Origin of the sequence: Thiobacillus sp. 65-1402, assembly GCF_001897685.1 — a bacterium.
Classification (GTDB): domain Bacteria; phylum Pseudomonadota; class Gammaproteobacteria; order Burkholderiales; family Thiobacillaceae; genus Thiobacillus.
This window is the reverse complement of the sequence record NZ_MKUG01000203.1, coordinates 5,317-32,079: the sequence shown is the minus strand read 5'-3', so window position 1 is coordinate 32,079 and position 26,763 is coordinate 5,317. Positions and strand designations below refer to the sequence as shown.

The following is a 26,763-nucleotide window of genomic DNA, read 5'->3' as shown; positions in this document are numbered from 1 at the left end:
TCACAGGCCCAATTCAAGGTCGGTTGCGCTGTGACGGTACTTGTCCTGCGGCGGCCATGGCCGGCCGCGCCAGTCGGGTTCGAACGCAAAGGACGACTGCCTGCGGCCAGGAAGCAACGCACCGTTGCCCGCCCCCTTGGCGTAGTCGTAGTAAAGCTTGACCACTTCTTCCCGGGTAACCTGCTGCGCAGCCGGATGCGCGACGCAGGCCTCGATCCACTGGCGCACGCGCGCGTATCGATCATCGCCGGGCAACTCGAAGCTTTCGTAATACTCCAGAAGCCAGAAACGCTGGAAGAACGGCGTGAACACGGTTTCCGCCCAGCCGAATTCCTCGAACAGAAACGGGCCGGCAGGCGCATGCTCCAGCAGAAAATCGTCCAGCTGCGCATACTGCTTCAGCATGCCTTCCCGCAGCGCTTCGCGGCGCGCGGGATCCTGGTTCATCAGCCAGCCGTAGCCGAGGGAGAAAAAATCGCCATCCATCCGCGTCAGCATGTCCTCCACCGCGCGCCGGTAGGGATCGCGCTGGGCAACCGGGCGCTCCGGGTAAATGTCCTCAAGGTACTGCAGAATCACCAGGCTTTCCTTGATGATGCGCCCGTCGGCGGTTTCCAGCACCGGCAGCGCCGTCGTGCCGCGGGTTTTTTTCAGCAGCCAGTCGGGCCGCGGGCGGGTGATGTCGATCGTCTTGAAGTCGACTTCGTCCCGGCGGCCTTTCAGCGTCAGCAGGATGTCGAGTCGCTGGCAAAAAGGGCAGACGGGGATGTGATAGACGGTCGGACGGCTCATGGTTGCGGCGTGAGGAGAGGTTGGCTGGGGTTGGCTGGATCGAATGCAATCTTGTGCCCGCATTGCCGGGAATGCGGATGGGCATTCCATCGACGGGCACCGCTGGCGAAACGATTCTACCCGGCGCCCAGAACTTCAGCCAGAAATGGCCGTCGTTCCCCGGCCCTGAAAAGTCCGCGGCCTTGGGGCGCCGGGGAAAAATATTCATTCCTTCCTATACTTTCCTTCAGGTCTGGATATTTTGCGGAGGCGGCATGTCGAGAACATCCGAGTTGGTGAAACTGCCCGGCACTGTGGCCGCCGGCCTCTTCTCCCGAAAGGGTTTCCTGGAAGAGTTCGAAGGGACGTTGAACCAGGCCGAAGCGGCAGAAATGGCGAACCTGTGCGCGGCCATTACGCTGACCATGGAAATGCAGGGCCGCCTGCTGGGCCGCCTGGCCGATCAAGCGGGATGGGATGGTTGCTACGGCTGGGTGACGTGGGGGCCTGAAATGTCCATCGTCGCGATTCACGACAGCCTGTGCGTCGTGCAGGGAGGGCAGGTTTCATTCAATCAGGTGGTCGGGGCCATGACGGCGTCGGCGGGTACTGAACCAATCAAACCGGGCGGGGAAGGAGAGCCAAATGCCGATCTTGGATGAGTTGATGTCCTTGCCAGGGGTGCATGGCGCGATCGAATTTTCCTGCACCGGCGAACTGGGGCAAATGCGCGGCGATCTGGAGCGGGATTTTGCGGAGCTTGTTGCGCAGATGTGCGCCGCCAACATGGCGATCTACCGGATGCAGGCCACGGGGTGGACGAAATTGACGGGTCAGCAGGGGTTCCTGCCCGAACGCGGTTTTGCCTTCATGACGCTGGATCACGTGGTGATGGGCATGAACGGCAATGCGGTTCTGGCGCACGGCAAGGACTTCGATTACGACGCGGCTTACCGGCGCTTCAATGCCGCCGCCTGAACCCGGCGCCCGCAAAAGGAGAATGGCATGTTGTCGGATTTGGAGAGCCTGTCGGTGCTCAAGGGTGTCGTTGCCGCGCTGCGTTTCCATGACGATGGGACGCTCGCAGAGGCGGCCGGCCACCTGGATCAGCTCGACCTGCAACTGGCGGCCGAGCTGTGTTACGCGAATGGCCGCATCATGCACCATGGCAGCGATATGCTCATGACCCTTTCCGGAACCGGAGGCTGGCCGCCGCGGGGCTGGATGATGATGGGCGACGAACTGTCCGTTTGCGCAGTCGCGGAAGTGGCCTGTTTTGTTCGCAATCGCGAGGCGTCTTTCAACGAAGTGTTCCGCGGCCTGGCGGAAGCGTCCGGGACATAAGCCGGCCGGCGCTTAGGCGGCCTGCGTTCGATTGCGGCCCAGCGCCTTGGACTTGTACAGGGCCTGGTCCGCCCTGCTCAACAGGGCATCCACGGAGTCGTCCTCGTCCAGCCATTCCGAAATGCCGATGCTGACCGACCAGGCAATGGGCTGGCTTTGCCTGCCCGCTTCATGGAAGCGGTTCGCAACAAGCAAGGCTTGTTCAAGATCGGTGTCGGGGAGTATGGCCATGAATTCGTCCCCGCCGAAACGCGTGAGCTGGTCCGATCCCCTGAGCGAGGCTTTGGTCTTCTTCGAGAAGTCGACCAGGATCCTGTCGCCTTCGAGATGGCCGTGCGTGTCGTTGATGTCCTTGAAGTTGTCCAGATCAAACAGCATGACCGACAGCTTGCCGCCATGGCGCGTGGCACGGGCGGTTTCCCGCTGGAGTTCTTCAATGGCCGCGTTCTTGTTGAGGCACTGGGTCAAGCCATCGTGGCGGCTGATGAATTCGAGGTCCTGCCGCAGCTTTTCGGAAGCGAGCATGATGCAACCGATCGTTCCGAGCGGAATCGTGATGGCGGGTATCGCGATATAGACAAGCTGCGCGGCCGAGGTGTCGAAAAGGTCGGCAGGCGGATCGAAGCCGAGGGCCAGGGCGCCCAGGCGCATGACTCGCGACCCGATCATGATGGCCAGCGAGAAGACCAGCACATGACGTCCCAAGGTTCCGGGCAATGCCTTCAGGACACGAATCAGCTGGTCGACAATGACGACCAGCGTGAACAAAGCCTGGGTCGCAATGCGCACCCGGATATCGGGCTGAACGTAGGTGAACCAGGCAAACAAGGCGACGTGCGCAGACACGAACAGGATCAGCTGTGCGCGGCCGAATCTCGGCGGCGTCCCCGAAAACTTTCGGGTGCCGAGGTTCATCACCATGAGGGCAATCAAAAGCATCAGGTTGGCCAGCACGATGCTGAACAGATCCGGGATGCGGTCTCGCGCGATGAAGAGCGGAAAGCACAGCGCGATGACGAGCGCGGCCACGCTCCATTCGCGCAGGCCGCGAATGGTTTTGGGATAAGTCCGCGCAATGACCAGCAGAATCCCGCTCATCGCCAGCGCCACGAAAAACGAAATGAATAAGACGATTGACGGCGGGTTCATGTGCGATGCTTGCTTGTGTTTTGTTGTCCGGTTGCGGGGCGCAGTCTAGCGCAACGCGAAATTTTTCCGCCTGTGAATGGCCAGATCGCCGCGGTTTGAGTCGGCGTCTCGCCGGGTTCGGACACGCGCGCAGCCGGCAGGGCAGGCCGTCGACGAGGTTCCGCTTGCGGCAGCGCGGCTGCAATAGGCAAATGGTACGCATGCATGGCGCCCGAGGGTGCGGAGCGCCGGAAGGAAAGCCGGGCCGGTTCGGCCCGTTCATGACCGCGCGATGCGGGACGGCAGCAGGCGCCGCATCCGGCGGCCCACCACCTCGCGAAAGCGCGGGCTGTGCAGGCAGATGCCGCCGGCCAGCCCCACCAGGCTTCCCAGAACCGTATCGAAAAACCTTGCCTGGATCAGGACGGTCGGCGGCGCATGCCCCAGCGTGGCGGCTTCCGCCAGCAGGATCGTCAGCGGGGTGATGAATATGGCGGCAAAGGCATAGTGCCGCACCACCGCCATCTCGACCACGAAGGTCAGCGCCATCATGGTGAAGGCGAGCCCCCATGGGTCCAGCGGCAGCAGAAACAGGCCCCAGGACAGCAGCAGGCCGATGCCGGTGCCCAGGATGCGCTGAAACTGCTTGTTCCATACCGCGCGCAGCGAAGCCCCCTGGATGACCGCCACGCAACTCACCGGCACCCAGTAGGCGTTCTCCAGCTGCAACAGCTGCGCCAGGGCCAGCGAAATGCCGACGAACACGCCGATCACGACCGAGTCGAACACCACGAAATCGAAGCTGGCCGGCGGCAGGGGCGACACCGGCTTGGGGGCCTGCAGGCGCAGGGTCAGCAGGCTGTAGAACAACGCGATCAGGCAGGCCAGCAGGGAACCCATGCTGAGCAGACCCACCGCCTGCGGTACCTGCGATGCCTCCAGCGGCGAATACGCCCCGATGGCCGCCGCCATGATGAAGAAGAAGCTGCCCGGCATGCCGAGGGCGTAGAACCGGCACACCATCGTGACCAGTATGCTGGTGAAGACGAGCATCGGCATCATCAGCAGCGGGGAAAACTGGCTGAGCACCCCCAGCGTGTAGCACGCCGCCATGGCGAACGCGCACACCATGATCGTCAGCATGCGGTGATACAGCGGCGTTTGCGGCAGATACAGAAACGCCAGCCCGCCGAGCGACGAGATCAAACCGTAGTCCAGGCGCCCGAAATAGGCGCCGATCAGCAACGGCAGGCCCGCCGCCAGCGCTGCGGCGAACGGCATCTGCCACAGCCGGTCGCTGGGATTGACAGTCGTCAGCTGGCGCCACTCCGCGCGCAGCAGATTCTTCAATTCAGCCCATCTGCCGGTGTGCGTCATGGATGCTCATCTTGTGAAGGAAAACCGGGCCAGCCCGGACCCGTTCGTTCCGTTTGTTTATCTACGCGCCGGCGCCGTTATTCGGATGGCTTGCGGCAGAGCGGCCCGTCGATCGGGTTTTCGAGGCCTTGCGCAATGGCGCTGGCGATTTCGTGGACTTCACCGGGGGTGAAATGCTCGAGAAGGCGGCGCGCAATCGGCGGGGGAATGCGCACGCTGCGGGTCGTGCCGTCCGCCAGCGTCACCGTGACGCCGGCAGCGTGGTGACCGACCAGCTCCGCGTCCGCTTCGGCGCGCAGCATCTGTTCGTGCATGATCGATTCGTACTCGGCCTCGACGGCCTCCTGCCGTTCGGCGGCCAGTCCGTCCGGCAGCTCGACGACAAAGCCCGCGATCGTGTCCGGTCGCATCGTGCTGGCGATGCCGTGCCCCGCTGCGAACTTCATGAAACGGTCGCGCAGCGCCGCGTCGAAAAACATGTATTCGAGGCCCATCGGCAACCCCCGCTGCCTTGTTGCAAGGCAACGAGAATAAACGCCCGCGTCGCCGCGTGGCAAGCGGGCGCCGCGGTGCCCGCTATGCCGCGCGCCGTGCCGTCATCAAGAACACCGGATAGTCCCGCGCCGCGCCCGCGTTTTCCTTGGTGATGCTGAACACGGTCTGGAACTGCATGCCGGAAAAACCGGCCTGCGCGGCGCGCTGGCTCAGGTCGGCGCGGTCGAAGCCATGGTGCACGTCGACCGCCGGGCCGTGAAACGAGCCGTCTTCCCGGTCCAGGTCGGCGATGCACAGATAGCCGCCGGGCTGCAGCAGGTCGTGGAAGACGCGCAGGATGTGGTCGGTGTCCGGCACGTGGTGCAGCGTCATCGAGGTGACGATGAGGTCGAAGCGCTGCGCCGGCGGCGGGTCGGCGAGCAGGTCCAGCTTCAGCGGCTTCATGTTGCCGGCCCCCTGCGCGGCGATCTTTTCAGCCACCACGTCGAGCATGCCGCGCGAACTGTCCGCCAGCAGGATCGCGCCGAGCGCGTCCCTGAGCGGGAAGGAAAGCAGGCCGGTTCCGCAGCCGTAGTCGAGGGCGCTCATGCGGCGATGCAAGGGCACGCTTTCCCGGATGGCCTGGGCGATCTTTTGCCCGCGCTCCTGGAATACCGGGTTTTCGTCCCATTGGCGGGCCTTGTTGTCGAAATGCGCGGCGTCGAGCCTGATCGGTTGATTGCTGGTCATGAGCGAATGATAAACGCGGTTCCCGATATTTGCGTTCACCGCGGTCTGCCGCGAGCGGGCCTAATCCCGCCCGGGAAGCATGCGCATCAGCGTGTCGTCGCGCTTGATGTAGTGATGATACAAGGCGGCCACCACATGCAGGCTGATGAGGACATAGCCTAGGGTGCCGACTGTTTCATGCAGCTGCTTGATCTGCTTTGCGAGAACCTTGTTTTCGCCGATCAGCGCCGGCAGTTCCAGACCGAAGAAAGGAATCGGCTTGCCGGCGGCGCTGAGCACCAGCCAGCCGGTCAGCGGCATGCCGATCATCAGCACGTACAGCGCCAGATGCAGCAGCCCGGAAGACAGGCGTTGCAGTCCCGGCGGCTCCGGACGGATGGCGGGCGCAGGGCCGGACAGGCGCGCCGCCAGCCGCAGCCAGGCCAGCGCGAACGCCAGCATGCCGAGCATGAAGTGCCAGGTCTTCAGCGCCTCGCGGGGATCGCTGCCTTTTTCGAACAATTGCCGCAATTCGATGCTTCCGTACACGGCGACGAATAGCAGCAGCATCAGCCAGTGGAGACCGATGGAAGGAGCGCGGTAGCGGCTGGCAGTGGACTTCCGGTTCGCGAGCATCATTTTCCCTTTATGTAAGATCGACAGGCGCAGCATTGCGCACGATCCTTAGGGATTCCTTAAGGAAAGAATGCGGCGAAGACGCCGGACGAAGCGGGTTGCCCGAAGATCTGCCCGCTCAAGCCGGGCAGTCGGGATCGACCCTGTCATGGAAGCGGGCGCGGAAGAGCAGCCGCTTTTGCGCGGCGTCGTCGCTGTCCACCAGCTTTTCCCGGGTATGCAGCACGTTGTTCGAAATCAGGCCCATTCCGGATTCCAGCCGGCCTTCGATGACCTGCGCCGGCTCGCCTGAAATCAGCAACTCCAGCGCTTTCCTGGCGGCGGCGACGTCGGCGTCCCCGGACCAGGCCATGTCCGTTTTCCTGAAGGAAAAACGGTGGCACAGATGGCCGTCGGCGTTGCTCCAGAAAACCTTCCCGCCGCGGTGCGGGTCGATCTCGCCGGTGGCGGGGTTGCGGTAATTGAAGCAGTCCCTGTTCATCAAGACCTCGAGGGCGCCGGGATACGTGTCCCTCAGGTGAATGTAGAGCACTTCGTGGTCCAGGACCTTGTTACTGCCGCCTTCGACCGCGGGGCGCTTGCACAGCAGGAACAGCGCCTGGATGGGCTTGTCCGATCCGTAATACGTGGCGTCGGTGTGCCAGTTGCAGTGCCGCGTGGAGAACGGCACGGCCCGGTTGAGGATGCCCGAATCGGTCAGCTCGTCGGACTGCGCGTGGCGCGCCGACTTGTCGGTGCGACTGACGCCGAGCTGCCTGCCCAGGGCCAGCAGGGAAGCCATTTCCAGTTCGGCGGCCCCGGCCGTGTAAACGCACATGTTGGCCCGTTCCACAGTTTCCATGATCCGGCTCTTCTCGGCAGGGGTCGGCGCGGTCATGTCGCCCAGTTCGACGACCAGCTCGCCGATATTCCTGGGATAGGCCGCCAGCTTCTCGTCGCGCCATCTCAGGTAATCCTCGTCCGAGCCGAGATCGAATCGACGCGGGTATTTCAGGTTCCATCGCTTCATGTGTCAGGTCGCGGCAAGCAGGAGATATTCGGAGTTGCATATCTTAGTATGAAAACAAGAAACGAGGCCAGCGCGCTCCCCTTTGCTTGCTAGCCCAAGTCCCGTTCGAAGCAGGTCAGGCTTACATCCACGCTGAGCGACAGCGTCGTCAGCGCCGCGGCTGCCGCGCGGCCCTCGGCGCTGGCGCGGAAGAGATGCGGCGTCATCGCCAGCAGGTCGGCGATCTGCTCGGCACTGGTCAGTTCGATCGGGAAACGCAGCGCTTCCGTCGGCCGGCGACTGAAGCCTGCCGGGGTTTGCATCTTGGCCGGGCGTTCCGGCTTCAGGCTGGGGTAGATGATCTCGCGCAGTTCGCGCAGATGGTCGGGTCCGGCATCGACCTGCAGCAGCAACCCGCCCGGCTTCAGCACCCGCGCAAATTCCGCATACACCGGGAAGCCGAACAGGCACAGCACCCGATCCAGCGTGCCCGGCAGCACCGGCAGCTTGGCGTTGGTTCCCACCACCCAGCTGGGACGCCTGTCCTGCTTCGCCGCCGCCAGCACCGCCCACTTGGAAATATCCAGCCCCAGCAGCGCCAAGGTTTGTTGATCGGAGACCGCCGTGGCCAGCTGGCGCAGGTAGTAGCCCTCGCCGCAGCCGGCATCGAGGCAGCCGCTCGCAAGGCCAGCAGGCAGGTCGGCCAGCGCCGCCCGGCTCACCGCATCCGCAATCGGCTGGTAAAAGCCGGCCGTGAGAAAACGCCGCCGCGCCGCGACCATCTCCTTGCTGTCGCCGGGATCGCGCGAGCGCTTGTGCTGCACCGGCAACAGGTTCGTGTAGCCCTGGCTGGCGATGTCGAAGCTGTGGCCGGACGCGCAGCGCCAGGCGGCACCATTGGACTGCAAGGGCAGGCCGTCCAGCGGGCAGGCCAGCGCCTGGAACGGGGCGATGCTCATGTCGTGCCCAGCATGGAATGCAGCACCTCGGCGCCTGAGCTTGAGTAGAACCAGGCAAGGGCACAGCAATTGAGAACGACTGTGACCCAGAACACGAATTGAAAAGATTGTTTCCTTGACTTGTGGCGAAGCAGTCTTTGTGCAGCCAAAGCACCCGGCCAGCCACCTGCCAGAGCAAAAAGATGCAGGGTGCTTTCCTGGGTGCGCCACTGGTCGTTTCTTGCAGCCGACTTGTCGAGCGCATACGCGATAAATGCGACAAGGCTGGCAACCATATAGAGTCCTGCGACTGCAATCGGCAATCTCCCGGCAAAGACCGATCCCGCGACAAAGACAAGAAACGCCGCAGTCAGAATGAGCGGCGCATTGTCCTGGCCGGACGGGCTGGCCGGGGCTCCCCGCTTGCCGACGAAGGCGATGCGTTCGGCTTGCGGCCGACCCTTGGCATCGTGCCGGAGTTCGTAGGTCACGATTTCATTTCCTACAGGCCGTTGCTGCCGGCTCGAGAATGACTTGATATGAACGAAGACGCGTTGGTTACCATCGTTTGGCGTGATGAATCCGAATCCCTTGTCATCCTTCCAGTCAGTAATTTTTCCCTGATAGCGCACGACTATTTACCTGAGATTTTGGACAAATTCCGGGCTCACGTCGGCGTTTGCAGGGCAGCCCGCATCGCCTGCTCCGACACCGGATAGCTCAGCACGGCATGAACGGGAAACAGCTCCAGCAGCTTGCCGATATGGTCTGCTTCGCGCGGATGCATGAACACGATCACCTTCGCCTGCGGCGCAAAGCGCTGCAGGGTGCGGATCGTGACGTCCAGGTTGGAGACGTTCGCGCCGGCGTAGTTGTTGCCCCAGCCGTAGACGAACTCGCCGACGAAGAAATCGGGCGGCTGCTTCTGCAGCGCGCGGTGGAGATTGCGGGCCGAACTGAAACGCTCGGCGGCGATGCCGAGCTCCTGGTACAGCGCGCTGAAATCGGGCGGGAAGGGGGATTCGATCAGGGCATAGAGGGTTTTCATGCGGCTGCAGTTTACCGCGGCGCCCGGTGGTTTTTGGGTGGAAGCCCGAGGTGCCGGCTAAAAGGAAGGCCGTGAACGCATGGCGCGGAAACCTGCGGCTTCCCGGCGTCTCATGCGAAGGGGCAGGGGAACCGGCTCCTGGCGAGATCCGCCTGCATCATGCCCCGGCCGCGGCTGCGCGGTTCCGCCCTATACTCGCGCTGGCACAATGAACAACGAATATTCGTATCCATGAAGAAGAATCAGGCGATCCGATACCTCTCCCTGCTGACTTTCGGATGGCTCGCCCTCGCAGCTCCGGCATACGCCGAGGCGCCGCTCGCAAGCCCGCAGGAATGGGGCGTCTACGCCAGCCTGGCGGGAACGAGCTGGCGCGGCGGCAACCGCCAGGGCGACAACTTCGGGGCCAACTGGCGGATCACGGTCAAGTGGCGCGAAGTCGGAGTCGAGCTGATCGAGCGCTGGGAGTCGACCGACAACCAGTCCCGGCCGATGACGCACGTCATCACCCGCGGCGATCAGCCCGGCGAGTTGCGCCTTGCCGCGACCAACGGCGTCTGCGCCAGCCGCACCGGCACGGTGCGGCCTGACGGCAGCGTGCTGTTCGTCTGCAACGGCTTCTTCAAATGGCCCATGCACGTAGTGGCGCCGCGCGATGGCGTGTGGGAGCAGCACTACGTCAGCCTGAACGGCTCGGAAGTGGCCGGCATCAAGGATGTCTGGCGCTTCCAGGGCCAGTCCGGCGCCGGCTCCGCTGCGGCGCAGGCACCTTCCCGGGGCGCGACCGATGCGCCATCGGTGCCGGCAGCTATCAGCGCAAGCCCTGCGAAAAAAGCCGAAGAGGCAAGCCAGGCGCCCGGGACTGCTCCCGCCGTCGCCGCGGCCGAGCCGGTTTCGTCCCTGGCGGCGGACTGGGGCGTCTACGCGAGCATCGTGGGCAAGGACTGGCGGGGCGCCAGCAACGTGTCGATCCGCTGGAGCAAGCCGGGTGAAGAACTGGTCGAGACGTGGACCTACGGTGCGGAGCGAGGGGGATATGCAGGCCAGCAGCAGCTTGTTGCGACGATCCGGCGGGGAGAGAAACCCGGCAGCCTCGTCCTCAGCCTGGATAGAGAGGTGGAGGGGACGCGGACGCTCACGGGAAAAATCAGGGCGGATGGCTCAATCCAGTTGTTAAAGCCGGGGCTCATCCTGGACCAGCGGCTGCTTACCATGTCTCTGTCGAGCCCATCACGCCTGGAGCATTTTTTCGTCCCCCCGGGGAATGCCATGAGGACGACACTGTATCTCGCCGGGAGCGATGACGCGCCGCGTGGCGATGGACGGCGACCAGGCGAAACCTGGGGCGCCTACGCGGATCTTGCAGGTAAGCACTGGCGGCTGGTCGACGACAAATACAAGCGCCTCATGAGCTTCGACTGGATCGTGCCGGGAGATGCGATGTACGTGCGTACGCACAGTCTTGCCGCTGACCACGTGGAAACACATCACGTCGCACGATCCCCCGAGACAGGGAAGCTGTACGCAGAACCCAGCCTGTGGGGCTCATGGAAAGCCGACGTCACCCTTGACGGCGATCGCTCGATCACGCTGGAAACCAAAGGCCTATTTGGATGGCGCATGTCCTTTGCCAGGACGGCCGACGGCGGCTTCGAGTACTCGGACGGTGCTTACACGGGCAGCATGGTCATGGTGAGCAACGACGAAACCCCGCGCCTGATCGCCGCGGCAAAGGAAGCCAAAGCGCAACGCGAGCGCGAGGAACAGCAGAGAAAGCGGGAACGGCGCGAGGCCTTCAACACTGCGTTGACGGCGGTGAACTCGGCGCTGGTCGCCACCAACGAAACCCTGAAGCAGCAAGCCGAGGCCGATCGCCAACGCTGGCAGCGGGAGCGCGAGCGCGCTGCCGAAGCCTTGCGTCAGCAAGCCGCAGCAGAGGACCGTCAGCGGGCCGCCGCAGAGGAGCGCCGGCGTGCCGCCGACATGGAGCGGGTGCGCCAATTGCAGGCGCAACAGGATTTCGAGCGGCAGCAGCGCGCCCAGCAGCAGACACCGCAACCGCAGCAAGCGACGCAGCGCAATGTCGAGGCCCAGCAGCTGGCACAGCAGCAGCAACAGCGGCGTGCGGAAGAAGCCCGTCGCCGCGAAGCCGCCGAGGCCGAGCGCAAACGGCAGCAGGAAGCCGACGCCGAGCGCCGCCGGCGGGAAGAAATCGCCCAGCGGCAGCGCGCGGACGAGGCAGCGCTCGCGCGCAGCAAGCAGCTGGAAGAGGCGCTGAAGCGGCAGGAGGAAGAAGCGCGCAACCGGCCGGTTGCCTACCGGGAGGGCATCACCCTATGCGCCCCGCCCCAGAACGGCGGCAAGGCATGGCTGTGCAGAGGGCCGCTGCAAAACATGAGCGGTGTGCTCGACACCCAGTCCGGCAACGTGGCCGTGCGTCAGGCCTGCGGGGGCAACAACGTCCGCGACCTCGGCATGGTGGCGGGCTACCGCGCTTACGGCTGCGGCTTCGGCATCCATCCCACCGACCGCGACGCCCCCAACCGCGATGTTCCGGAGAGCCTGGGCGTCAACCATGTTCCGGGACGCGGCACTTTCTACTGCAATCCGACCCAGGTCTTTGTCTACTGCAAAGGCAGGCGGTGAGGGCTGCGGCCATTGCCGCGGTCGCTGGGCAGAGCGCATCTGTGGCAAGGGCCAACTGGGGGATTCGCTACGAGAGCCTGGGAAAATGGAATCTGACCCTATTGTTAGTGAAATCAGGAAAGCCGTTTGATGCAAATTTCGCTATGAACGGGGTTGCGATTCAAGACGGTATCTGGCCTCGTTGCGCATCGGCCTCCTAAGCATAATCAACTTTCCATCCCAGGGCGTCGCCGAGCCATCCCTCGTCACCGCGCCATCAGCGCGAACACGCCCCAGCCCAGGTATTCGCGGGTGTAAGTCGCGTAGCGTTCGGGTTCCGAGCTCAGTTGCGCGCGAACCTCTTCGGCGAGTTCGTCCTCGGGATTGGCTTCGAGCCATCGGCGCATCGTGAGCCACTTGGCCGCCTCGTATCTGTCCCAGCTGTCCTGGTCAGCCAGAACCATTTCAACGACGTCGTAGCCAAGCGTGCGGAAAGACGCGAGAAATTTAGGAAGCAGTAGAAAGCCGGAGATCGCGTTGGCATGACACCCCTTGGCAACCTCTTCCGTCGGCGGCAACTGCCGCCAGAAGGGCTCGCCGATGAGGATGATTCCTGCCGGGCCGAGGCTTTGCGCCAACAGCGCGATCGTGCCGGCGACGCCGCCGCCTATCCAACTGGCACCCACACAGGCTGCCACATCGACCTTCTCGTTCGAGACGTAGCCGGCGGCATCGCCATGGATGAACTTTACCTGGCCGGCAACGCCGAGCGCTTCGGCACGATGTTTCGCCTGCTCGGTGAACAGCTGGCTCAGGTCGACGCCGGTGCCGACGATCCCATGATCGCGTGCCCAGGTGCAAAGCATCTCCCCCGAACCGCTGCCGAGGTCGAGCACCCGGGTCCCCGTTTCCAGACGCAGCGCCGCGCCGAGCGTGGCGAGCTTTTTGGGGGTGAACGGATTGTGGATGCGGTGAGCGCTTTCGGTGATATTGAATATTCGAGGGATGTCCATGGTGGATAGCCTCCTTGGCGGCAGCAGCTGGACGGATTTTCTTAGTCCCAATGTTGAACATGGAGTGCTGCCGGTTGAACTATTTTGAATGTTCGGGTCACGCCGTCGCCTTCGTAGCCGCCAAAAAAATCACCAAACTCACCCCTATCCGATTTTGACCATTTGCTTGTTATTGATCCGTATATTCGGGATTTGAGAGGTTCAAGCGATGCCGCATCTCCGTCAATGATGACTCTCGTTCGCGCAAAGGGGTGATTGTCATCAAATGAGTACAAGGGGAGTCTCGCTGCAGCAATGACGAGCTTTTTGAATGTGTCGACCTGCTCGGGCGGTTGGCATTCTTTGGCTGCTTCGACAGTTTTTAGAAACTCATTGAGTGACCGTGATGTGTGGAGTAAGAACGTTATAACCTCCCAAATAAGGGATGTTATGGAGAATACCTGCTTGTTCTCATCGTGAAATATTTGGTTCGGCCCAACCACGCCATTGCTGACACCCTCAATAAAGTAGCCGTGCATGCATGTGGGTGTTCCATCGTGACGAAACTCCAATGAGTACAGACGAATTCTGGCTTGGGCATGCTTGATCGCGTTGGCACTTGCCGCAATTAGACTCTTGTGAGTCTTGATTGACTCATCAAAGGCGCGAAATGATTTGGATTTTTGGCTTTCCGCTTGATTCTGGAAAAACCCCTTCGCGATCAATCTGAGATCGTCCACATGTTCTGCTGCGGCGTACAGGGTGAGTTCAAGGTAATCAATTATTAATTTGTGAATGGTTGTGTTGCTCCTCAATACAGCCACGCGGTCAGATGTCTTGAAGTAGCGCTCCAAGTGCTCGCAACATTTGATGGTCTTTTCGCAGACTCTTGATATGGAAGTGTTATAGATACCCAGAGCTGGTCGAAGATTCTGGGTTAAGTGGTGGCCTGCGTTAGGTAAAAAGGAGCGCAGCATTTCGTAGGCTTCGAGCGGGTTAGGCGATCCGCTTGAAAGATTGATGCGGTACTCCGGCTTGCTTTGGCTAGGTACTGGCATTTTAGTTTTGGATGTAACGTTTGCCCGAAAAGAGGAGGCAGTTAGCAAATGGGGTCAGACACCATATTCCTCATCACTCATCATTGGTGAACCGGCGTAGCCGAAAGCTTCACACCCAGCGCGTGCAGCAGCTTGAGCATGGTGTCGTAGCGCGGCTTGGCACCGGGTGTCAGGGCCTTGTATAGGCTTTCGCGCCCGAGCCCGGCATCCTTGGCGAGCTGGGTCATGCCGCGGGCGCGGGCCACGTCGCGCACAGCGGTCAGAAAGACGTCCGGGTTGGGGTCTTCCAGTGCGGCGGTGAGGTATTCCGCGATGGTTTCCTCGTCGTCGAGGTAGTCGGCGGCATCGAAGGGGGAAAATTTGCTCATGGTTTACTCCTTATCCAGCGTTCGCGCCATTTCAATGGCGCGTTTGATGTCGCGTTTCTGCGAGGACTTGTCGCCGCCCAGTAGGACCAGATAGACCACCTCGCCACGCCGGGTGTAGTAGACCCGGTAGCCGGGCCCGACGTGGATGCGCATTTCGGTGACGCCTTCGCCCACCGGTTCGCAGTCGCCGAAGTTGCCATGCTCGGCGGAGCGGATGCGATGAATGATCCGGGCGAGCCCGACTTTGTCCTTCAGGGCCGAAAGCCAGGCATCGAATTCTTCCGAGCGCAGAAAGGTGTACATGCCTCAATGTATCCAACCGGATACCATTTTGCAACCCGATTTTTCAGGGCGAGCATAAAAAAGCGCGACTGATTGCTCAGTCGCGCTTGATTAACATCTGCGGTCATTCGTGTTTCGACAAACTCAACACGAACGGCCTTTTCTACTTCTTAGCCCGGTAGCATCGCCAACAACCCATTCAGCCGCCGCACAAAACTCGCCGGATCGTCGAGCTGTCCGCCTTCCGCCAGCAGCGCCTGCTCGAACAGCAGATTGGCCCAGTCCTTGAAGCGGTCTTCGTCGGATTCGCTGTCGAGCCGGGTGACCAGCGCGTGGGTCGGGTTGATCTCCAGCGTGGGCTTGACGCTGGGCGCGGCCTGGCCGGCGGCCTTCAAGAGGCGTTCGAGGTTGGCGCTCATGTCGCCTTCGCCGGTGACGAGGCAGGCCGGCGAGTCGGTCAGCCGATGCGTGACGCGGACGTCCTTGACGCGCTCGCCGAGCGTTGTCTTGATGCGCTCGACCAGCGGCTTCATGGTTTCCTCGGCTTCCTTCTGCGCGGTCTTCTCGGCTTCGTCTTCCAAAGCGCCCAGATCCAGCCCGCCCTTGGCGACGGACTTGAGCGGTTTGCCGTCGAACTCGGTGAGGTTGCTCATCAGCCATTCGTCGACGCGGTCGGACAGCAGCAGCACTTCGATGCCTTTCTTGCGGAAGATTTCGAGGTGCGGGCTATGCTGGGCGGCGGCGAAGCTGTCGGCAGTGATGGTGTAGATCGCGCTCTGGCCTTCCTTCATGCGGCCGATGTAGTCCTTCAGCGACACCACCTGCGCGTCCGTATCCGTGTGGGTGGAGGCGAAGCGGAGCAGGCCGGCGATCTTCTCCCGATTCGCATAGTCCTCGCCCGGGCCTTCCTTCAGGACTTTGCCGAACTGCTTCCAGAACTCGACGTATTTCTCCGGCTGGTTCTCGGCCAGGTCTTCCAGCAGGCCCAGCACCTTCTTCACCGAGCCGGCCTTGATCGCGTCGATGTCGCGGCTCGACTGCAGGATTTCGCGCGAGACGTTCAATGGCAGGTCGGCCGAGTCGATGACGCCGCGGACGAAGCGCAGGTATTGCGGCATCAGCTGCTCGGCGTCGTCCATGATGAAGACGCGGCGCACGTAGAGCTTGATGCCGTGGCGCTTCTCGCGGTCGTAGAGGTCGAACGGCGCGTGCGAGGGCACATAGAGCAGCGAGATGTATTCCTGCTTGCCCTCGACGCGGTTGTGCGACCAGGCGAGCGGCGGCTCGAAGTCGTGGGCCACGTGCTTGTAGAACTCGCGGTACTCGTCTTCGGTGACGTCCTTCTTCGCGCGCGCCCACAGCGCGGAGGCCTTGTTGACGGTCTCGTCCTCGTCGGTCGGGGTCTCGACGCCGTCCTTCCATTCGGTCTTCTTCATCACGATGGGCAGGGTGATGTGGTCGGAATAGGTGCGGATGACCGACTTGATCTTCCAGTCGGAGAGGAACTCGTCCTCGCCTTCGCGCAGATGCAGCACGATCTCGGTGCCGCGGCCGGGCTTCTCGACGGTTTCCAGCGTGTAGTCGCCGGCGCCCTCGGATTCCCAGCGCACGCCGTGCTCGGCGGTGAGGCCGGCGCGGCGGGTGGTCAGCGTGACGCGGTCGGCGACGATGAAGGCGGAGTAGAAGCCGACGCCGAACTGGCCGATCAGCGCGGCGTCCTTCTTCTGGTCGCCGGAAAGCTGGCTGAAGAATTCGCGGGTGCCGGATTTTGCAATCGTGCCGATGTGGTCGATGACTTCCTGCCGGCTCATGCCGATGCCGTTGTCGGAAATCGTCAGCGTGCGCGCCTCGCGGTCGAAGGCGATGCGGATCCTGAGCTCGGGGTCGTTCTCGTACAGCGCGGCATCCGACAGGCCCTCGAAGCGCAGCTTGTCGGCGGCGTCGGAGGCGTTGGAAATCAGTTCGCGCAGGAAAATGTCCTTGTTGGAATACAAGGAATGGATCATCAGCTGCAGCAGCTGCTTGACTTCGGCCTGGAAGCCGAGGGTTTCTTTGGTGGCGGACATGCCTTTATCTCCCGTTGACTACAAACAAGGTGCAACGGGAAATGGGGGCGGCGGCAGGGGGTTTCAAGCCCCGGCGCAGCGGGATGCCGCCGCCGCGGCTATTTCTGCCTGGACAGCAGCGCCAGCAGTTCGGCCTGCGCGCTGTAGGGCGCGGCGCGGCGCGGGCTGCGGCGGCGGTAGCTGCCGTCGGGCAGCATCTCCCAGGCCTGCACGTTGTCGCGCAGATAAGGCTTGAGGCCCTCGGCGATGACGCGCTTTTTCAGCTTGGGGTTGAGTATCGGGAAGCCGGTTTCGATGCGGCGGAAAAAGTTGCGGTCCATCCAGTCGGCGGAGGACAGATACACCTGCTCGTCGCCGCCGTTCCTGAAATAGAAGATGCGCGTGTGTTCGAGGAAGCGCCCGACGATGGAGCGCACGCGGATGTTCTCCGACAGGCCGGCGATGCCCGGTTTCAGCGCGCACACGCCGCGGATGACGAGATCGATCTTCACTCCAGCCTGCGAGGCGGCGTAGAGGGCGGCGATGACCTGCGGCTCCAGCAGCGCGTTCATCTTGGCGACGATGGCGGCGGGCTTGCCGGCGGCGGCCAGTTCGGCCTCGCGGTTGATCGCGGCGACGACCTCGCTGTGCAGGGTGAACGGTGCCTGCCACAGGCGCTTCAGCTTGCCGGCCTTGCCCAGCCCGGTGATCTGGGTGAACAGGCTGGCGACGTCGGCGGTCATGGTTTCGTCGGCGGTGAGCAGGCCGAAGTCGGTGTACAGGCGCGCGGTGCGGGCGTGGTAGTTGCCGGTGCCGAGGTGCGCGTAGCGGCGCAGTTCGCCTTCCTCGCGGCGGATCACCAGCGCCAGCTTGGCATGGGTCTTGTGGCCGACCACGCCGTAGATGACATGGGCGCCGACTTCCTCCAGCTTGGCGGCCCAGTTGATGTTGGCTTCCTCGTCGAAGCGCGCCATCAGCTCGACCACCGCGGTGACCTCCTTGCCCGACTGCGCGGCGCGGATCAGCGCCATCATCAGCTTGGAGTCGGTGCCGGTGCGGTAGACCGTCTGGCGGATGGCGACGACGTGGGGGTCGGCCGCGGCCTGCTCGATGAAGTCGATCACCGGCTGGAAGGATTCGAACGGGTGGTGCAGCAGGATGTCGTGCTTGCGGATGTGCGCAAAGATGTCGTCCTGCTTGGCCAGCCGGGCGGGCAGGGCGGGGGCGAAGGGAGCGAACTTCAGCTCGGGGCGGTCGACCCAGTCGGGCACCTGCATCAGTCGCACCAGATTCACCGGGCCGTTTGCCTGGTAGAGATCGTCGGCGCCGAGCTCGAACTGCTCCAGCAGGAAGGCCGCCATCGAAGGCGAACAGTTGTCGGCGACTTCGAGCCGCACCGCCGCGCCGTAATTGCGCTGCGGCAGTTCGCCCTGCAAGGCCTGGCGCAGGTTCTTGGTTTCCTCGTCGTCGACGAAGAGATCGGAATTGCGGGTGACGCGGAACTGGTAGCAGCCTTCCACCGTCATCCCGGCGAACAACTCGCCGACATGGGTATGCAGAACCGACGACAGGAACACGAAGCCGTATTCGCAGCCGGCGATTTCTTCCGGCAGGCGGATGACGCGCGGCAGCGCGCGCGGCGCCTGCACCACGGCGGCGCCGGAGTTGCGGCCGAAGGCGTCGCGCCCCGACAGCTCCACCGCGAAGTTGAGGCTCTTGTTCAGCACGCGCGGGAAGGGATGCGAGGGATCGAGCCCCACCGGCGTCAGCACCGGCATCAGTTCGCGAAAGAAGTAATCGCGGATCCACGCCGCCTGGTCTTCGGTCCACTGCGTGCGGCGGAAGAAGTGGATGCCGTGCGCGGCCAGCTCGGGAATCAGCTCGTTGTTGAACAGCGCGTATTGCTTGGCCACCAGGTCGTGGGCCATGTTCGACACCGCGCGGTACTGCTGCCGCGGCGTCATGCCGTCGGGCGAGCGCTGGGTCGAGTCGGCGCGAATCTGCTCCTTGAGTCCGGCCACCCGAACCTCGAAGAATTCGTCCATGTTGCTGGAAAAGATGCAGAGAAACTTCAGCCGCTCCAGCAGGGGCATGCCGGGGTCGTCGGCCTGGGCCAGCACGCGGCGCTGAAACTCGAGAATACCGAGTTCGCGGTTGATGAGGGTGTCGGGACTGGGAAGATTCATGATCTAGTATCGGGGATGAGCTTCAATGATAAGCGCCTGTTCCAATCATGACATGACAGCCATATGACGACGCCGCAGCCGGTTGAAATCGAACTCAAGCTGGCACTGCCGCCGCAGCAGGCGGCGGCATTCGCGAAGCTGATGGCGCGGCGGCGCAGCGCACCGCAACAGCAGGAACTCGTCACGCGCTATTTCGATACGCCGGACTTTTCCCTGAGCGCTCAGGGCGTGGCGCTCAGGGTGCGGCGGGCCGGGCGGCGCTGGCTGCAAACGCTGAAAACCGAGGGCGAGCGGCACGGCGGCCTGTCGCGGCGCGCCGAGTACGAAATGGCGATATCCGGCGGCAAGCCGGACTGGGAAAAATTTCCGCCCGAAGCGCGAGCGCTGGTGCCGCAGGCGCTGCGCGCGCAGCTGGCGGCGGTGTTCGAAACGCGCTTCAACCGCACCGCCTGGCTGGTCGGCGGGCGTGGCGGCGCGGCAATCGAAGTGGCGCTGGACGTGGGCGAAGTGCGCGCCGGCCGGCGCAGCCAGCCGATTTGCGAGATCGAGCTCGAACTCAAGGCCGGCCAGCCGGATGCCCTGTTTGCCTTGGCGCAAGGCTGGGCGCGGCGGTTCGGCTGCATGCCGCTGGATGTCAGCAAGGCCGAACGGGGCGTGCGCCTGGCGCGCGGCGAGGCGGCGGCGCCGGCCAAGTCTGCGCCGCTGGCGCTGGACGGCGCAATGAGCGTGGAAGACGGCTTCGCCGCAATCTGCCAGGCCTGTCTGGCGCAGTTCCAGGCCAATCTGCCCGGCGTGCTGGCATCCGACGATATCGAATACGTGCACCAGGCGCGGGTGGCGCTGCGGCGCCTGCGCGCGGCGCTGCGGCTGTACCGGGAGGTGTGCGCGGTGCCGGATGCGCTGCTGGCGGATCTGCGCGCGCTGGCCGCCGCCCTCGGCTCCGCGCGCGACTGGGACGTGCTGTGCAGCGAGACCCTGCCGGCCATTGCGCCGCATTGCGCCGATGCCGCCGCCTGGCAGCATGGCCGGCAAGCGCTGGAGGCGCGCAGAGCCGAGGTGCGGGCGGCCATGCAAACGGCGCTCGCGCAGGCGCAGCCGGGCGCGTGGCTGCTGGCGTTCCAGCGCTGGCTGCTGCAGCGCGGCTGGCGCGCCGCCGCCGAAACGCAGCGCTTGGTCCAGTTGTCGCCATTGAAAAAGTGGGCGCGCCGGGCGCTGCAGCGGGGGCATCGCCCCATCGTCCGCGGCGCGCGCAGGTTCGGGCAACTGCAGCCGGAGCAGCGCCATGCCCTGCGCATTGCCGTCAAGCGCCAGCGCTACGCAGCCGAGTTTTTCCAGGCGCTGTTCGCCCGCGGCGCACAGCGTCGATACCAGGCTGTGCTGCGGGATGCGCAGGATAGCCTGGGCCGCGCCAACGATGCGCAGGTGGCGCGGGCATTGCTGGCCGAGGCGGACGCGGGGGCGATGGGGCAATTCGTGCTCGGCTGGCTGGCGGCGCGGCTGGCGGCCGACACGGCCGGCGCAAATGCAAAGCATTTGCAAAATTTCATGGAAACGGCGCCTTACTGGTAGATTGCCACCAGCCCCGTTTTGGCTTTTCCACCCACAATCCGCGCTCCATGAATACCGACACCCGGCTGTCATCGCCTCCGACAATGAAAATCGCATTTCTGGAAGACGACGCGGCATTTGCCGTCAACATCATCGAATGGCTGGAGCAGGCTGGGCATAGCGTGAGCTGGTTCCGTTCCGGCCGCGAGTGCGTGCGCGCGCTCTCCGACGAGCGCTACGACCTGTGCCTGTTCGACTGGATGCTGCCCGACATCAGCGGCCCCGACGTCATGGCCAGCCTCAAGCTGAAAGGCACGCTGCCGCCGGTGCTGTTCCTGACCGGGCGCGACGCGGAGGAGGACGTGGTGCAGGTGATCCAGGCCGGCGCCGACGATTACATGGTCAAGCCGCCTTCGCGCAGCGTGCTGATCGCGCGCATCCACGCGGTGGCGCGCCGCTGTTCGGCGCAGCTGCGGCCGGAGCCGGTGCAGGACTTCGGCACGCTCAAGGTGGATTTCGGCAGCCGCAAGTTCGAACTGGACGGCGAGCCGGTCAGGCTGACCGAAAAGGAAACCGAGCTTGCGCTGTATTTCTTTGGCCGCGTCGGCATGCTGTTGCCGCGGGGGCACCTGATCCAGGTGGTGTGGGGATCGAGCCCTGACATCGATACCCGCACCGTGGATGTCCACGTCAGCCACCTGCGCGGCAAGCTGAAGCTGGTGCCGGAAAACGGCTGGCGGCTGACTTCGGTGTACCGCCAGGGCTATCGGCTGGAGCGTGTGGAATAGGTTCATGACCGCTCGCCTGCGGCTTTGTTCGCTCGCCTTTCTGCTGCTTGCCGCGCCTGCGGCGGCGGAAACCGCCGACCCCGGCCCGGAATGGCGCTATACGCTGCGGCCGGGCGACACCCTGATCGGCGTGTCGGCGCGTTATCTGGCACGCCCGGCCGACTGGCCGCGGGTGCAGCGCCACAACCGCATTGCCAACCCCTATCGCCTGGTTCCCGGCAGCGCCTTGCGCATCCCGCTCGCCTGGCTGCGGCATGCCCCGGCGCCGGCGACGGTGGTCGCGGTGACGGGGCAGGTGCGGCTGCGCCTGCCCGACGGTGCCGAGCGCGCCTTGCAGGCGGGCGACCGGCTGGCCGCCGGGGCCAGCCTGAGCAGCGCGGCCAACAGCAGCGCGACGCTGCGTTTTGCCGATGACTCGGTGGCGGTGCTGCAGCCCGGTGCGCGCATGACGCTCGACACCGTGAGCGTCTACGCTGGCGGCGGCATGGTCGATACCCGGCTGCGGCTGCAGCAGGGGCGCCTCGACGTCGGCGCCAACCCGCGCCGCGCGCCGGGCAGCCGCTTGCAGGTGATCACGCCGTCCGCGGTGGCAGCGGTGCGCGGCACCCGCTTCCGCGTCGCCGCGGAGCCGCGCGTGACCCGCGAAGAAACGCTGGAGGGGGAAGTGGACCTGGCTGCGGCCGGGCAACGCGTGGCCGTGATGGCGGGGCAGGGCAGCCTGGCGGAAGCCGGCAAACCGCCGCGCCCGCCGGCGGCGCTGCTGCCGGCACCGGATCTGTCCGCGCTGCCGCTGCGGGTTGAGGCCCTGCCGCTGCGCTTTACGTTGCCGGCCCTGGCGGGCGCGGTGTCGTGGCTGGGCCAGATCGCATTCCAGGCAGGCGGTTCCCCCGGCGCCGGCGCGGCCAGGGAATCGGCGGCGGATGCGCAGTTCGGGCCGTCGCTGCTGGAACACGCCAGCGCGGCACCACGGCTGAGCTTTGCCGACCTGCCCGATGGCCGCTACCTGCTGCGGGTGCGCGCGGCCGATGCCCTGGGCCTGCAGGGACGCGATGCCGTGCACGCCTTCGAGCTCGACGCGCGCCCGTTTGCGCCGTTGCTGCGCACGCCCGGCGCGCGCGTGCGCAGCGCGCAACCCGCGCTGCAATGGAGCGCGGTGGTGGGGGCGGCCGCGTACCGGGTCGAGCTGGCGCGCGATGCGGCGTTCGACGGGGTGCTGCTGGCCGAGCGGACCACGGAAACGCGCCTGATTCCACCCGGGGAATTGACGCCTGGCGCCTACCACTGGCGGGTGGCGAGCATCGAAGCCGACGAGCAGGGGCCGTTCTCGCCGCCGCAGCGTTTCGTCTACGATCCGCTGCCGGGCGCACCCGAGCTCGGCCAGGTCGCCCCGGCGTTCGCGCAAAACGGTCTCAAGCTCGCCCTGCCGCGGCCGCCCGCCGGCTTGCACTACGAGCTGGTGCTGGCGCGCGATGCCGAAGGCACCCAGGTCGCCTGGCAGGGTGACAGCGCCGACGGCCAACTGCATGCCTCGCCGCTCGATCCGGCGACGTATTACCTGGCGGCGCGGCTGGTCGAGGCCGACGGCACCGCGGGGCCTTACGCCACCCGGATGATCGAGGCGCCGCCGCGCTTCCGCTGGGAAGCGCTGTTGCTGCTGCTGCCCCTGCTGGCCATGTGAGCGCCCGTGCGTCGCGAACCGCTCCGGCTGCGCTTCCTGCGCAACGACCGTTTCTCCGCGGCGCTGATCCTGCTGTCGATCGCGCTGCTGGTGACCGGCAGCGGCGTATTGAGCCGGGTCGACAACCTGCTGTACGACCTCGGGCAGCGCCTGCACAGCCGGCCGCCGCCGGCGGATCTCGTCATCGTCGCCATCGACGAGGACAGCCTCTCCAAGCTTGGCCGCTGGCCGTGGTCGCGGCGCCTGCATGCCGCGCTGATCGACCGCCTGCATGCCGACGGCGCGCGCGCGATCGGCCTCGACCTGGTGTTCGCCGAGCCCGACACCGCCGACCAGCCCGCCGACGCGGCGCTGACGGAAGCGGTGGCGCGGGCGGGCAATGTGGTGCTGCCGGTGCTGCTGGAAAGCAGCCGCGTCAACGGCCAGCTGCTGGAAACCCTGCCGCTGCCGCAATTGCTGGGACAGGCGGCGGCGCTGGGACGGGTGCACGTCGAGCTGGACCAGGACGGCATCGCGCGCAGCATTTTCCTGTGGGAAGGCGTGGGCACGCCGGTGTGGCCGCATTTTGCGCAGGCGGTGCTGGCCACCGCCGGCCAGCTGCCGGCGTCGTTCAGCCGGATTCCGCCTGCCGCTGCCGATGCGATGCCGTTTGCCCTGGTGCGGACGGCGCCGCGCCGCATCACGTTCCTGGGGCCGCCCGGGCATGTGCGGACGCTGTCGTATGTGCAGGCGCTGACCGGCGAATTCGCCCCCGGCACCTTCCGCAACAAGATCGTGCTGGTGGGCGCCACCGCGGCGGGCATGGGCGACCTGCTGCCGACGCCGGTGTCGGGACAGCGCCAGCCGATGCCGGGGGTGGAGGTGCATGCCAATGCGCTGGAGTCGATGCGGGGCGGCCGCCTGGTGCGCGACGTGCCCCCCGCCGTCGCGCTGCTGGCCGCCGCCTTGCTGGCGCTGGCGCCGCTGCTGTGGCTGCCGCGCCTGAATCCCCTGGGCGGATTGCTGGCGAGCGTGCTGTGGTTCGTGGCCGTGGCCGCGGCCGCCATCGCGCTGCCGTTCTGGGTGCGGGCCTGGATGCCGGTTGCCGGCGCGCTGCTGGCAATCCTGCTGGCTTATCCGGTATGGAGCTGGCGGCGCCTGGAGGGCGCCGGCCGCTTTCTTGACCACGAACTGAAGCGGCTGCGCCAGGAACTGGGGCCGGTGGCCGATGTCCAGCCGCGGGCGCTGTCGCACGATCCGTTCGCGGCGCGCATCCAGCAGGTGCAGGCGGCGGCGCACCGCTTGCGCCATCTGCAGGACGAGCAGCGCGAAACGCTGGCGTTCATCTCGCACGACATCCGTGCGCCGCTGGCCGCCGCCCTGATGCAGCTCGACGCGCTGCCCGCCGCCGCGCAAGCCCGCCTGCGCGACCCGCTGACCCGCGGCTTGACGCTGGCGGAAGAGTTCCTGCGCACTTCGCGTGCCGAGATGCTGGACGCCGCCCGCTTCGAGGAACTCGACTTTGCCGCGCTGGTGCACCAGGCGATCGACGATGCGTTCGCGGCGGCGCGCGCCAAGTCGGTGCAGCTGGTGCGCCAGCTGCCCGACGATCCGCTGTGGGTGCAGGGCGATTTCGGCCTGTTGCATCGCGCCATGCTCAATCTGGTATTGAACGCGGTGCATTACGCGCCGGCGCATTCCAGCGTGACGGTGCGCTTGCGCTGCGCGGGCGAGTGGGCCGAGGCCAGCGTGACCGACCATGGCCCCGGCATCGCCGCCGCCGATCAGGCGCGCCTGTTCCGCCGCTTCAGCCGCACCGCGGAGCGGACGACGGGCACCGGGCTGGGGCTGTATTTCGTGCGCACCGTGGCGGAAAAGCACGGCGGCACGGTCGCGGTCGCAAGCGAACCGGGCATATTCAGCTGCTTCACCCTGCGGCTGCCGCTGTCGGGGCTGTCATCTTCGGCAGGCGCGGCTGCGGCACAATAGGCGTGGCCGCGATTCGGGGCCGGTATTGTGAGGGAACCGAAATGGAACTGATTTTGTGGCGGCACACCGAGGCGGAAGACGCGCTCCCCGATCTCACCCGCGAACTTACCGCCCGCGGCCGCAAGCAGGCGGCGCGCATGGCCGACTGGCTCAATCCGCGGCTGCCGCCGGACATCCGCATCCTGGCCAGCCCCGCCACCCGTGCCTGGCAAACCGCGCAGGCGCTGGGGCGCGAGTACGAGGAGGTGCCGGCGCTGGCACCCGGCGCCGACGCCGCGGCCGTGCTGGCCGCGGCGGGCTGGCCGGATGCGGCCTATCCGGTGCTGGTCGTCGGCCATCAACCCACGCTGGGGCAGGTGGCGATGCAGCTGCTGGCCGGGCAGGCGGGCGATCTGGCGGTGAAGAAGGGCAGCATCTGGTGGTTCCAGGGCCGCGAGCGGGCGGGGCGGCTGCAGGTGGTGTTGCGCGCTGTGGCCGCGCCTGACTGGTTATAATTCCGCGGGTGACCACCCAACCCATCAAGCGCGAGACTAACCCAGTGACCCCGACAACGCGGACGAGGTGCGTGCAGTGCCGGGTTGGCTGAGCAGTCTGCGCGACCTGATCGCCGACGCGAGCCCGTTGCGCCGCTTCATGCTTGCCCTGCTGGTGCTGCTGCCGCTGGCCGCGCTGGCTGCCGCCTATCTGTGGTTCAATCCGCCGGCCTACCGCGTGCTGTACACGCAGCTGTCCGACCGCGCGGGCGGCGAGGTCATCGGCGCGCTCGAACGGCTCGACATCCCCTATCGCCTGTCCGCCGTCGACGGCACCATCGAAGTGCCGTCCAGCCAGCTGCACGCGGCACGCTACCGCCTGGCCGCGCTGGGCCTGCCCAGAACCGATGCCGATGCGCAGGATGAAATCGACCGTTCTCCCGGCTTCGGCGCCTCGTCGCTGCAGGAACAGCAGCGTTACCAGCGCGCGCTCGAGATCGACCTGGCGCGCTCGATCCAGAAGCTGGAAACGGTCGAGCTGGCACGGGTCCACCTCGCCCTGCCCAAGGTTTCGCCGTTCCTGCGCGATGCGCCGCCCGCCACCGCTGCGGTGCTGGTGCGGCTGCGTCCGGGCGCCCGGCTGGATGCCGGACAGGTCGCGACAATCCAGACGCTGGTGGCCGCCAGCGTGCCGCGCCTGAAGCGCGCCGAGGTGCAGGTGCTCGATCCGCGCGGCGTCCTGCTGGGCGGCGCGGTCCCCGACGCCGCCCAGTCGCAGCGCCTGGCGCTGGAGCAGGATCTGGCGCGACGCGCGCTGGCGGTGCTGACGCCCTGGCTGGGCGCAGACCGCGTCAGCGTGCAGGTGACCGCGACGCTGGCGGACAGCGAAACCCGGCAGACGGTCGAGCGCGTGCGCAATGTCGTGGTGGCCGGGCAGGCGCGCCCGCTGGAGAAGACCGTGCGCACCACGCACGTTCCCGAAGGCCGCATCCAGCGGATCAATGCCATCGTGATTCTGGGGTTCGACGCCAGCGCCGCCGAACTCGGGCGCGCCGGGCAGCTGGCGCGCCAGGCGCTGGGCCTGCTGCCGGCACGCGGCGACAGCCTGAGCGTGTATGCGCTGCCTGCAGGGGCGCCCAAGACGCAGGCCGACGTTGCCGTTTCGCCGCCCCCGGCGCCGGCGCCCGGTCCGATCCCGCGGGTGCAGCCGGCCAGTCCGCCGCCGCGCGCGGACACGCCCTTCCTCTTTCCGCAATGGCCGCTGGCGGTGGCTGCGGCGACCCTGGCCGTGCTCGGCGTGGCGGGCTGGCGGCGTGCCC

Annotated in this window: 26 protein-coding genes; 10 read left to right on the top strand and 16 right to left on the bottom strand. The window is 65.5% G+C overall.

What is annotated here, in order from left to right:
- Positions 1-792 (bottom strand): glutathione S-transferase family protein, encoded by a 792-nt coding sequence (locus BGO62_RS15005; protein WP_296643966.1) that lies wholly within the window; start codon positions 790-792, stop codon positions 1-3.
- 20 nt (positions 793-812) lie between these two features.
- Here BGO62_RS15005 and BGO62_RS15000 point away from each other — a divergent pair, with 20 nt between their 5' ends.
- The 3 genes from BGO62_RS15000 to BGO62_RS14990 are packed head-to-tail and all read left to right on the top strand — an operon-like array spanning position 813 to position 2,115.
- A complete protein-coding gene (locus BGO62_RS15000; RefSeq protein ID WP_296643964.1) occupies positions 813-1,433 on the top strand; it encodes a DUF2173 family protein in 621 nt (206 codons plus the stop codon).
- Positions 1,417-1,749, top strand: a complete 333-nt coding sequence (locus BGO62_RS14995; protein ID WP_296643962.1) for a DUF2173 family protein — start codon at positions 1,417-1,419, stop codon at positions 1,747-1,749. Before BGO62_RS15000 ends, BGO62_RS14995 begins: the two co-directional genes overlap by 17 nt.
- A 27-nt stretch (positions 1,750-1,776) precedes the next feature.
- Positions 1,777-2,115, top strand: coding sequence for a DUF2173 family protein (locus BGO62_RS14990; protein ID WP_296643961.1), 339 nt, complete (start codon positions 1,777-1,779; stop codon positions 2,113-2,115).
- Between the two features lie 12 nt (positions 2,116-2,127).
- Here BGO62_RS14990 and BGO62_RS14985 read toward each other — a convergent pair whose 3' ends face one another.
- The 9 genes from BGO62_RS14985 to BGO62_RS14945 all read right to left on the bottom strand — a co-directional run bounded on the left by BGO62_RS14985 (position 2,128) and on the right by BGO62_RS14945 (position 9,433).
- Entirely contained in the window at positions 2,128-3,264 is a 1,137-nt protein-coding gene (locus BGO62_RS14985) for a diguanylate cyclase (protein ID WP_296643960.1), read from the bottom strand.
- A gap of 258 nt (positions 3,265-3,522) precedes the next feature.
- Positions 3,523-4,620 (bottom strand): FUSC family protein, encoded by a 1,098-nt coding sequence (locus BGO62_RS14980; RefSeq protein ID WP_296643958.1) that lies wholly within the window; start codon positions 4,618-4,620, stop codon positions 3,523-3,525.
- A 77-nt stretch (positions 4,621-4,697) separates the two neighbouring features.
- The gene (locus tag BGO62_RS14975) at positions 4,698-5,099 is read right to left on the bottom strand and encodes a hypothetical protein (RefSeq protein WP_296643956.1); all 402 of its coding nucleotides are present in this window, start codon (positions 5,097-5,099) and stop codon (positions 4,698-4,700) included.
- A gap of 97 nt (positions 5,100-5,196) precedes the next feature.
- Entirely contained in the window at positions 5,197-5,844 is a 648-nt protein-coding gene (locus BGO62_RS14970; RefSeq protein ID WP_296643954.1) for a class I SAM-dependent methyltransferase, read from the bottom strand.
- Positions 5,845-5,904: 60 nt separating this feature from the next.
- Positions 5,905-6,462 (bottom strand): cytochrome b, encoded by a 558-nt coding sequence (locus BGO62_RS14965; RefSeq protein ID WP_363924453.1) that lies wholly within the window; start codon positions 6,460-6,462, stop codon positions 5,905-5,907.
- A 115-nt stretch (positions 6,463-6,577) separates the two neighbouring features.
- Complete coding sequence (locus BGO62_RS14960) at positions 6,578-7,468, bottom strand: TauD/TfdA family dioxygenase (protein WP_296643952.1); 891 nt, start codon at positions 7,466-7,468, stop codon at positions 6,578-6,580.
- 89 nt (positions 7,469-7,557) lie between these two features.
- Positions 7,558-8,406, bottom strand: a complete 849-nt coding sequence (locus BGO62_RS14955) for a putative RNA methyltransferase (RefSeq protein ID WP_296643950.1) — start codon at positions 8,404-8,406, stop codon at positions 7,558-7,560.
- Entirely contained in the window at positions 8,403-9,017 is a 615-nt protein-coding gene (locus BGO62_RS14950; RefSeq protein WP_296643948.1) for a cold shock and DUF1294 domain-containing protein, read from the bottom strand. The genes BGO62_RS14955 and BGO62_RS14950 overlap by 4 nt, the downstream gene beginning before the upstream one ends.
- Positions 9,018-9,052: 35 nt before the next feature.
- Positions 9,053-9,433, bottom strand: a complete 381-nt coding sequence (locus tag BGO62_RS14945; protein ID WP_296643946.1) for a hypothetical protein — start codon at positions 9,431-9,433, stop codon at positions 9,053-9,055.
- 231 nt (positions 9,434-9,664) lie between these two features.
- On the opposite strand from BGO62_RS14945, the gene BGO62_RS14940 reads away from it, so the two are divergent.
- Entirely contained in the window at positions 9,665-12,079 is a 2,415-nt protein-coding gene (locus BGO62_RS14940; RefSeq protein ID WP_296643944.1) for a hypothetical protein, read from the top strand.
- A gap of 245 nt (positions 12,080-12,324) precedes the next feature.
- On the opposite strand, the gene BGO62_RS14935 is transcribed toward BGO62_RS14940, so the two are convergent.
- The 6 genes from BGO62_RS14935 to ppk1 all read right to left on the bottom strand — a co-directional run bounded on the left by BGO62_RS14935 (position 12,325) and on the right by ppk1 (position 18,989).
- Positions 12,325-13,071: a class I SAM-dependent methyltransferase gene (locus tag BGO62_RS14935; RefSeq protein ID WP_296643942.1), complete on the bottom strand. Its 747-nt coding sequence runs from the start codon at positions 13,069-13,071 to the stop codon at positions 12,325-12,327.
- A 41-nt stretch (positions 13,072-13,112) separates the two neighbouring features.
- The gene (locus BGO62_RS14930) at positions 13,113-14,108 is read right to left on the bottom strand and encodes a hypothetical protein (protein ID WP_296643939.1); all 996 of its coding nucleotides are present in this window, start codon (positions 14,106-14,108) and stop codon (positions 13,113-13,115) included.
- Positions 14,109-14,188: 80 nt separating this feature from the next.
- Positions 14,189-14,476, bottom strand: coding sequence for an addiction module antidote protein (locus BGO62_RS14925; RefSeq protein WP_296643937.1), 288 nt, complete (start codon positions 14,474-14,476; stop codon positions 14,189-14,191).
- A 3-nt stretch (positions 14,477-14,479) separates the two neighbouring features.
- Positions 14,480-14,779 (bottom strand): type II toxin-antitoxin system RelE/ParE family toxin, encoded by a 300-nt coding sequence (locus BGO62_RS14920; protein ID WP_296643934.1) that lies wholly within the window; start codon positions 14,777-14,779, stop codon positions 14,480-14,482.
- Positions 14,780-14,928: 149 nt separating this feature from the next.
- A complete protein-coding gene (gene htpG / locus BGO62_RS14915) occupies positions 14,929-16,824 on the bottom strand; it encodes a molecular chaperone HtpG (RefSeq protein WP_296643932.1) in 1,896 nt (631 codons plus the stop codon).
- Positions 16,825-16,922: 98 nt separating this feature from the next.
- Positions 16,923-18,989: a polyphosphate kinase 1 gene (ppk1, locus tag BGO62_RS14910; protein ID WP_296643930.1), complete on the bottom strand. Its 2,067-nt coding sequence runs from the start codon at positions 18,987-18,989 to the stop codon at positions 16,923-16,925.
- Between the two features lie 63 nt (positions 18,990-19,052).
- On the opposite strand from ppk1, the gene BGO62_RS14905 reads away from it, so the two are divergent.
- The 6 genes from BGO62_RS14905 to fliF all read left to right on the top strand — a co-directional run.
- The gene (locus BGO62_RS14905; protein ID WP_296643928.1) at positions 19,053-20,558 is read left to right on the top strand and encodes a CYTH and CHAD domain-containing protein; all 1,506 of its coding nucleotides are present in this window, start codon (positions 19,053-19,055) and stop codon (positions 20,556-20,558) included.
- Positions 20,559-20,641: 83 nt separating this feature from the next.
- The gene (locus tag BGO62_RS14900; RefSeq protein WP_296643926.1) at positions 20,642-21,325 is read left to right on the top strand and encodes a response regulator transcription factor; all 684 of its coding nucleotides are present in this window, start codon (positions 20,642-20,644) and stop codon (positions 21,323-21,325) included.
- A gap of 4 nt (positions 21,326-21,329) precedes the next feature.
- Positions 21,330-23,003, top strand: coding sequence for a FecR domain-containing protein (locus tag BGO62_RS14895; RefSeq protein WP_296643924.1), 1,674 nt, complete (start codon positions 21,330-21,332; stop codon positions 23,001-23,003).
- Between the two features lie 6 nt (positions 23,004-23,009).
- Positions 23,010-24,971: a CHASE2 and HATPase_c domain-containing protein gene (locus tag BGO62_RS14890; RefSeq protein WP_296643921.1), complete on the top strand. Its 1,962-nt coding sequence runs from the start codon at positions 23,010-23,012 to the stop codon at positions 24,969-24,971.
- Between the two features lie 41 nt (positions 24,972-25,012).
- The gene (locus BGO62_RS14885; protein ID WP_296643919.1) at positions 25,013-25,465 is read left to right on the top strand and encodes a histidine phosphatase family protein; all 453 of its coding nucleotides are present in this window, start codon (positions 25,013-25,015) and stop codon (positions 25,463-25,465) included.
- 76 nt (positions 25,466-25,541) lie between these two features.
- Positions 25,542-26,763: flagellar basal-body MS-ring/collar protein FliF (gene fliF / locus BGO62_RS14880; RefSeq protein WP_296643917.1), on the top strand; the 1,222-nt coding region annotated here is incomplete at its 3' end.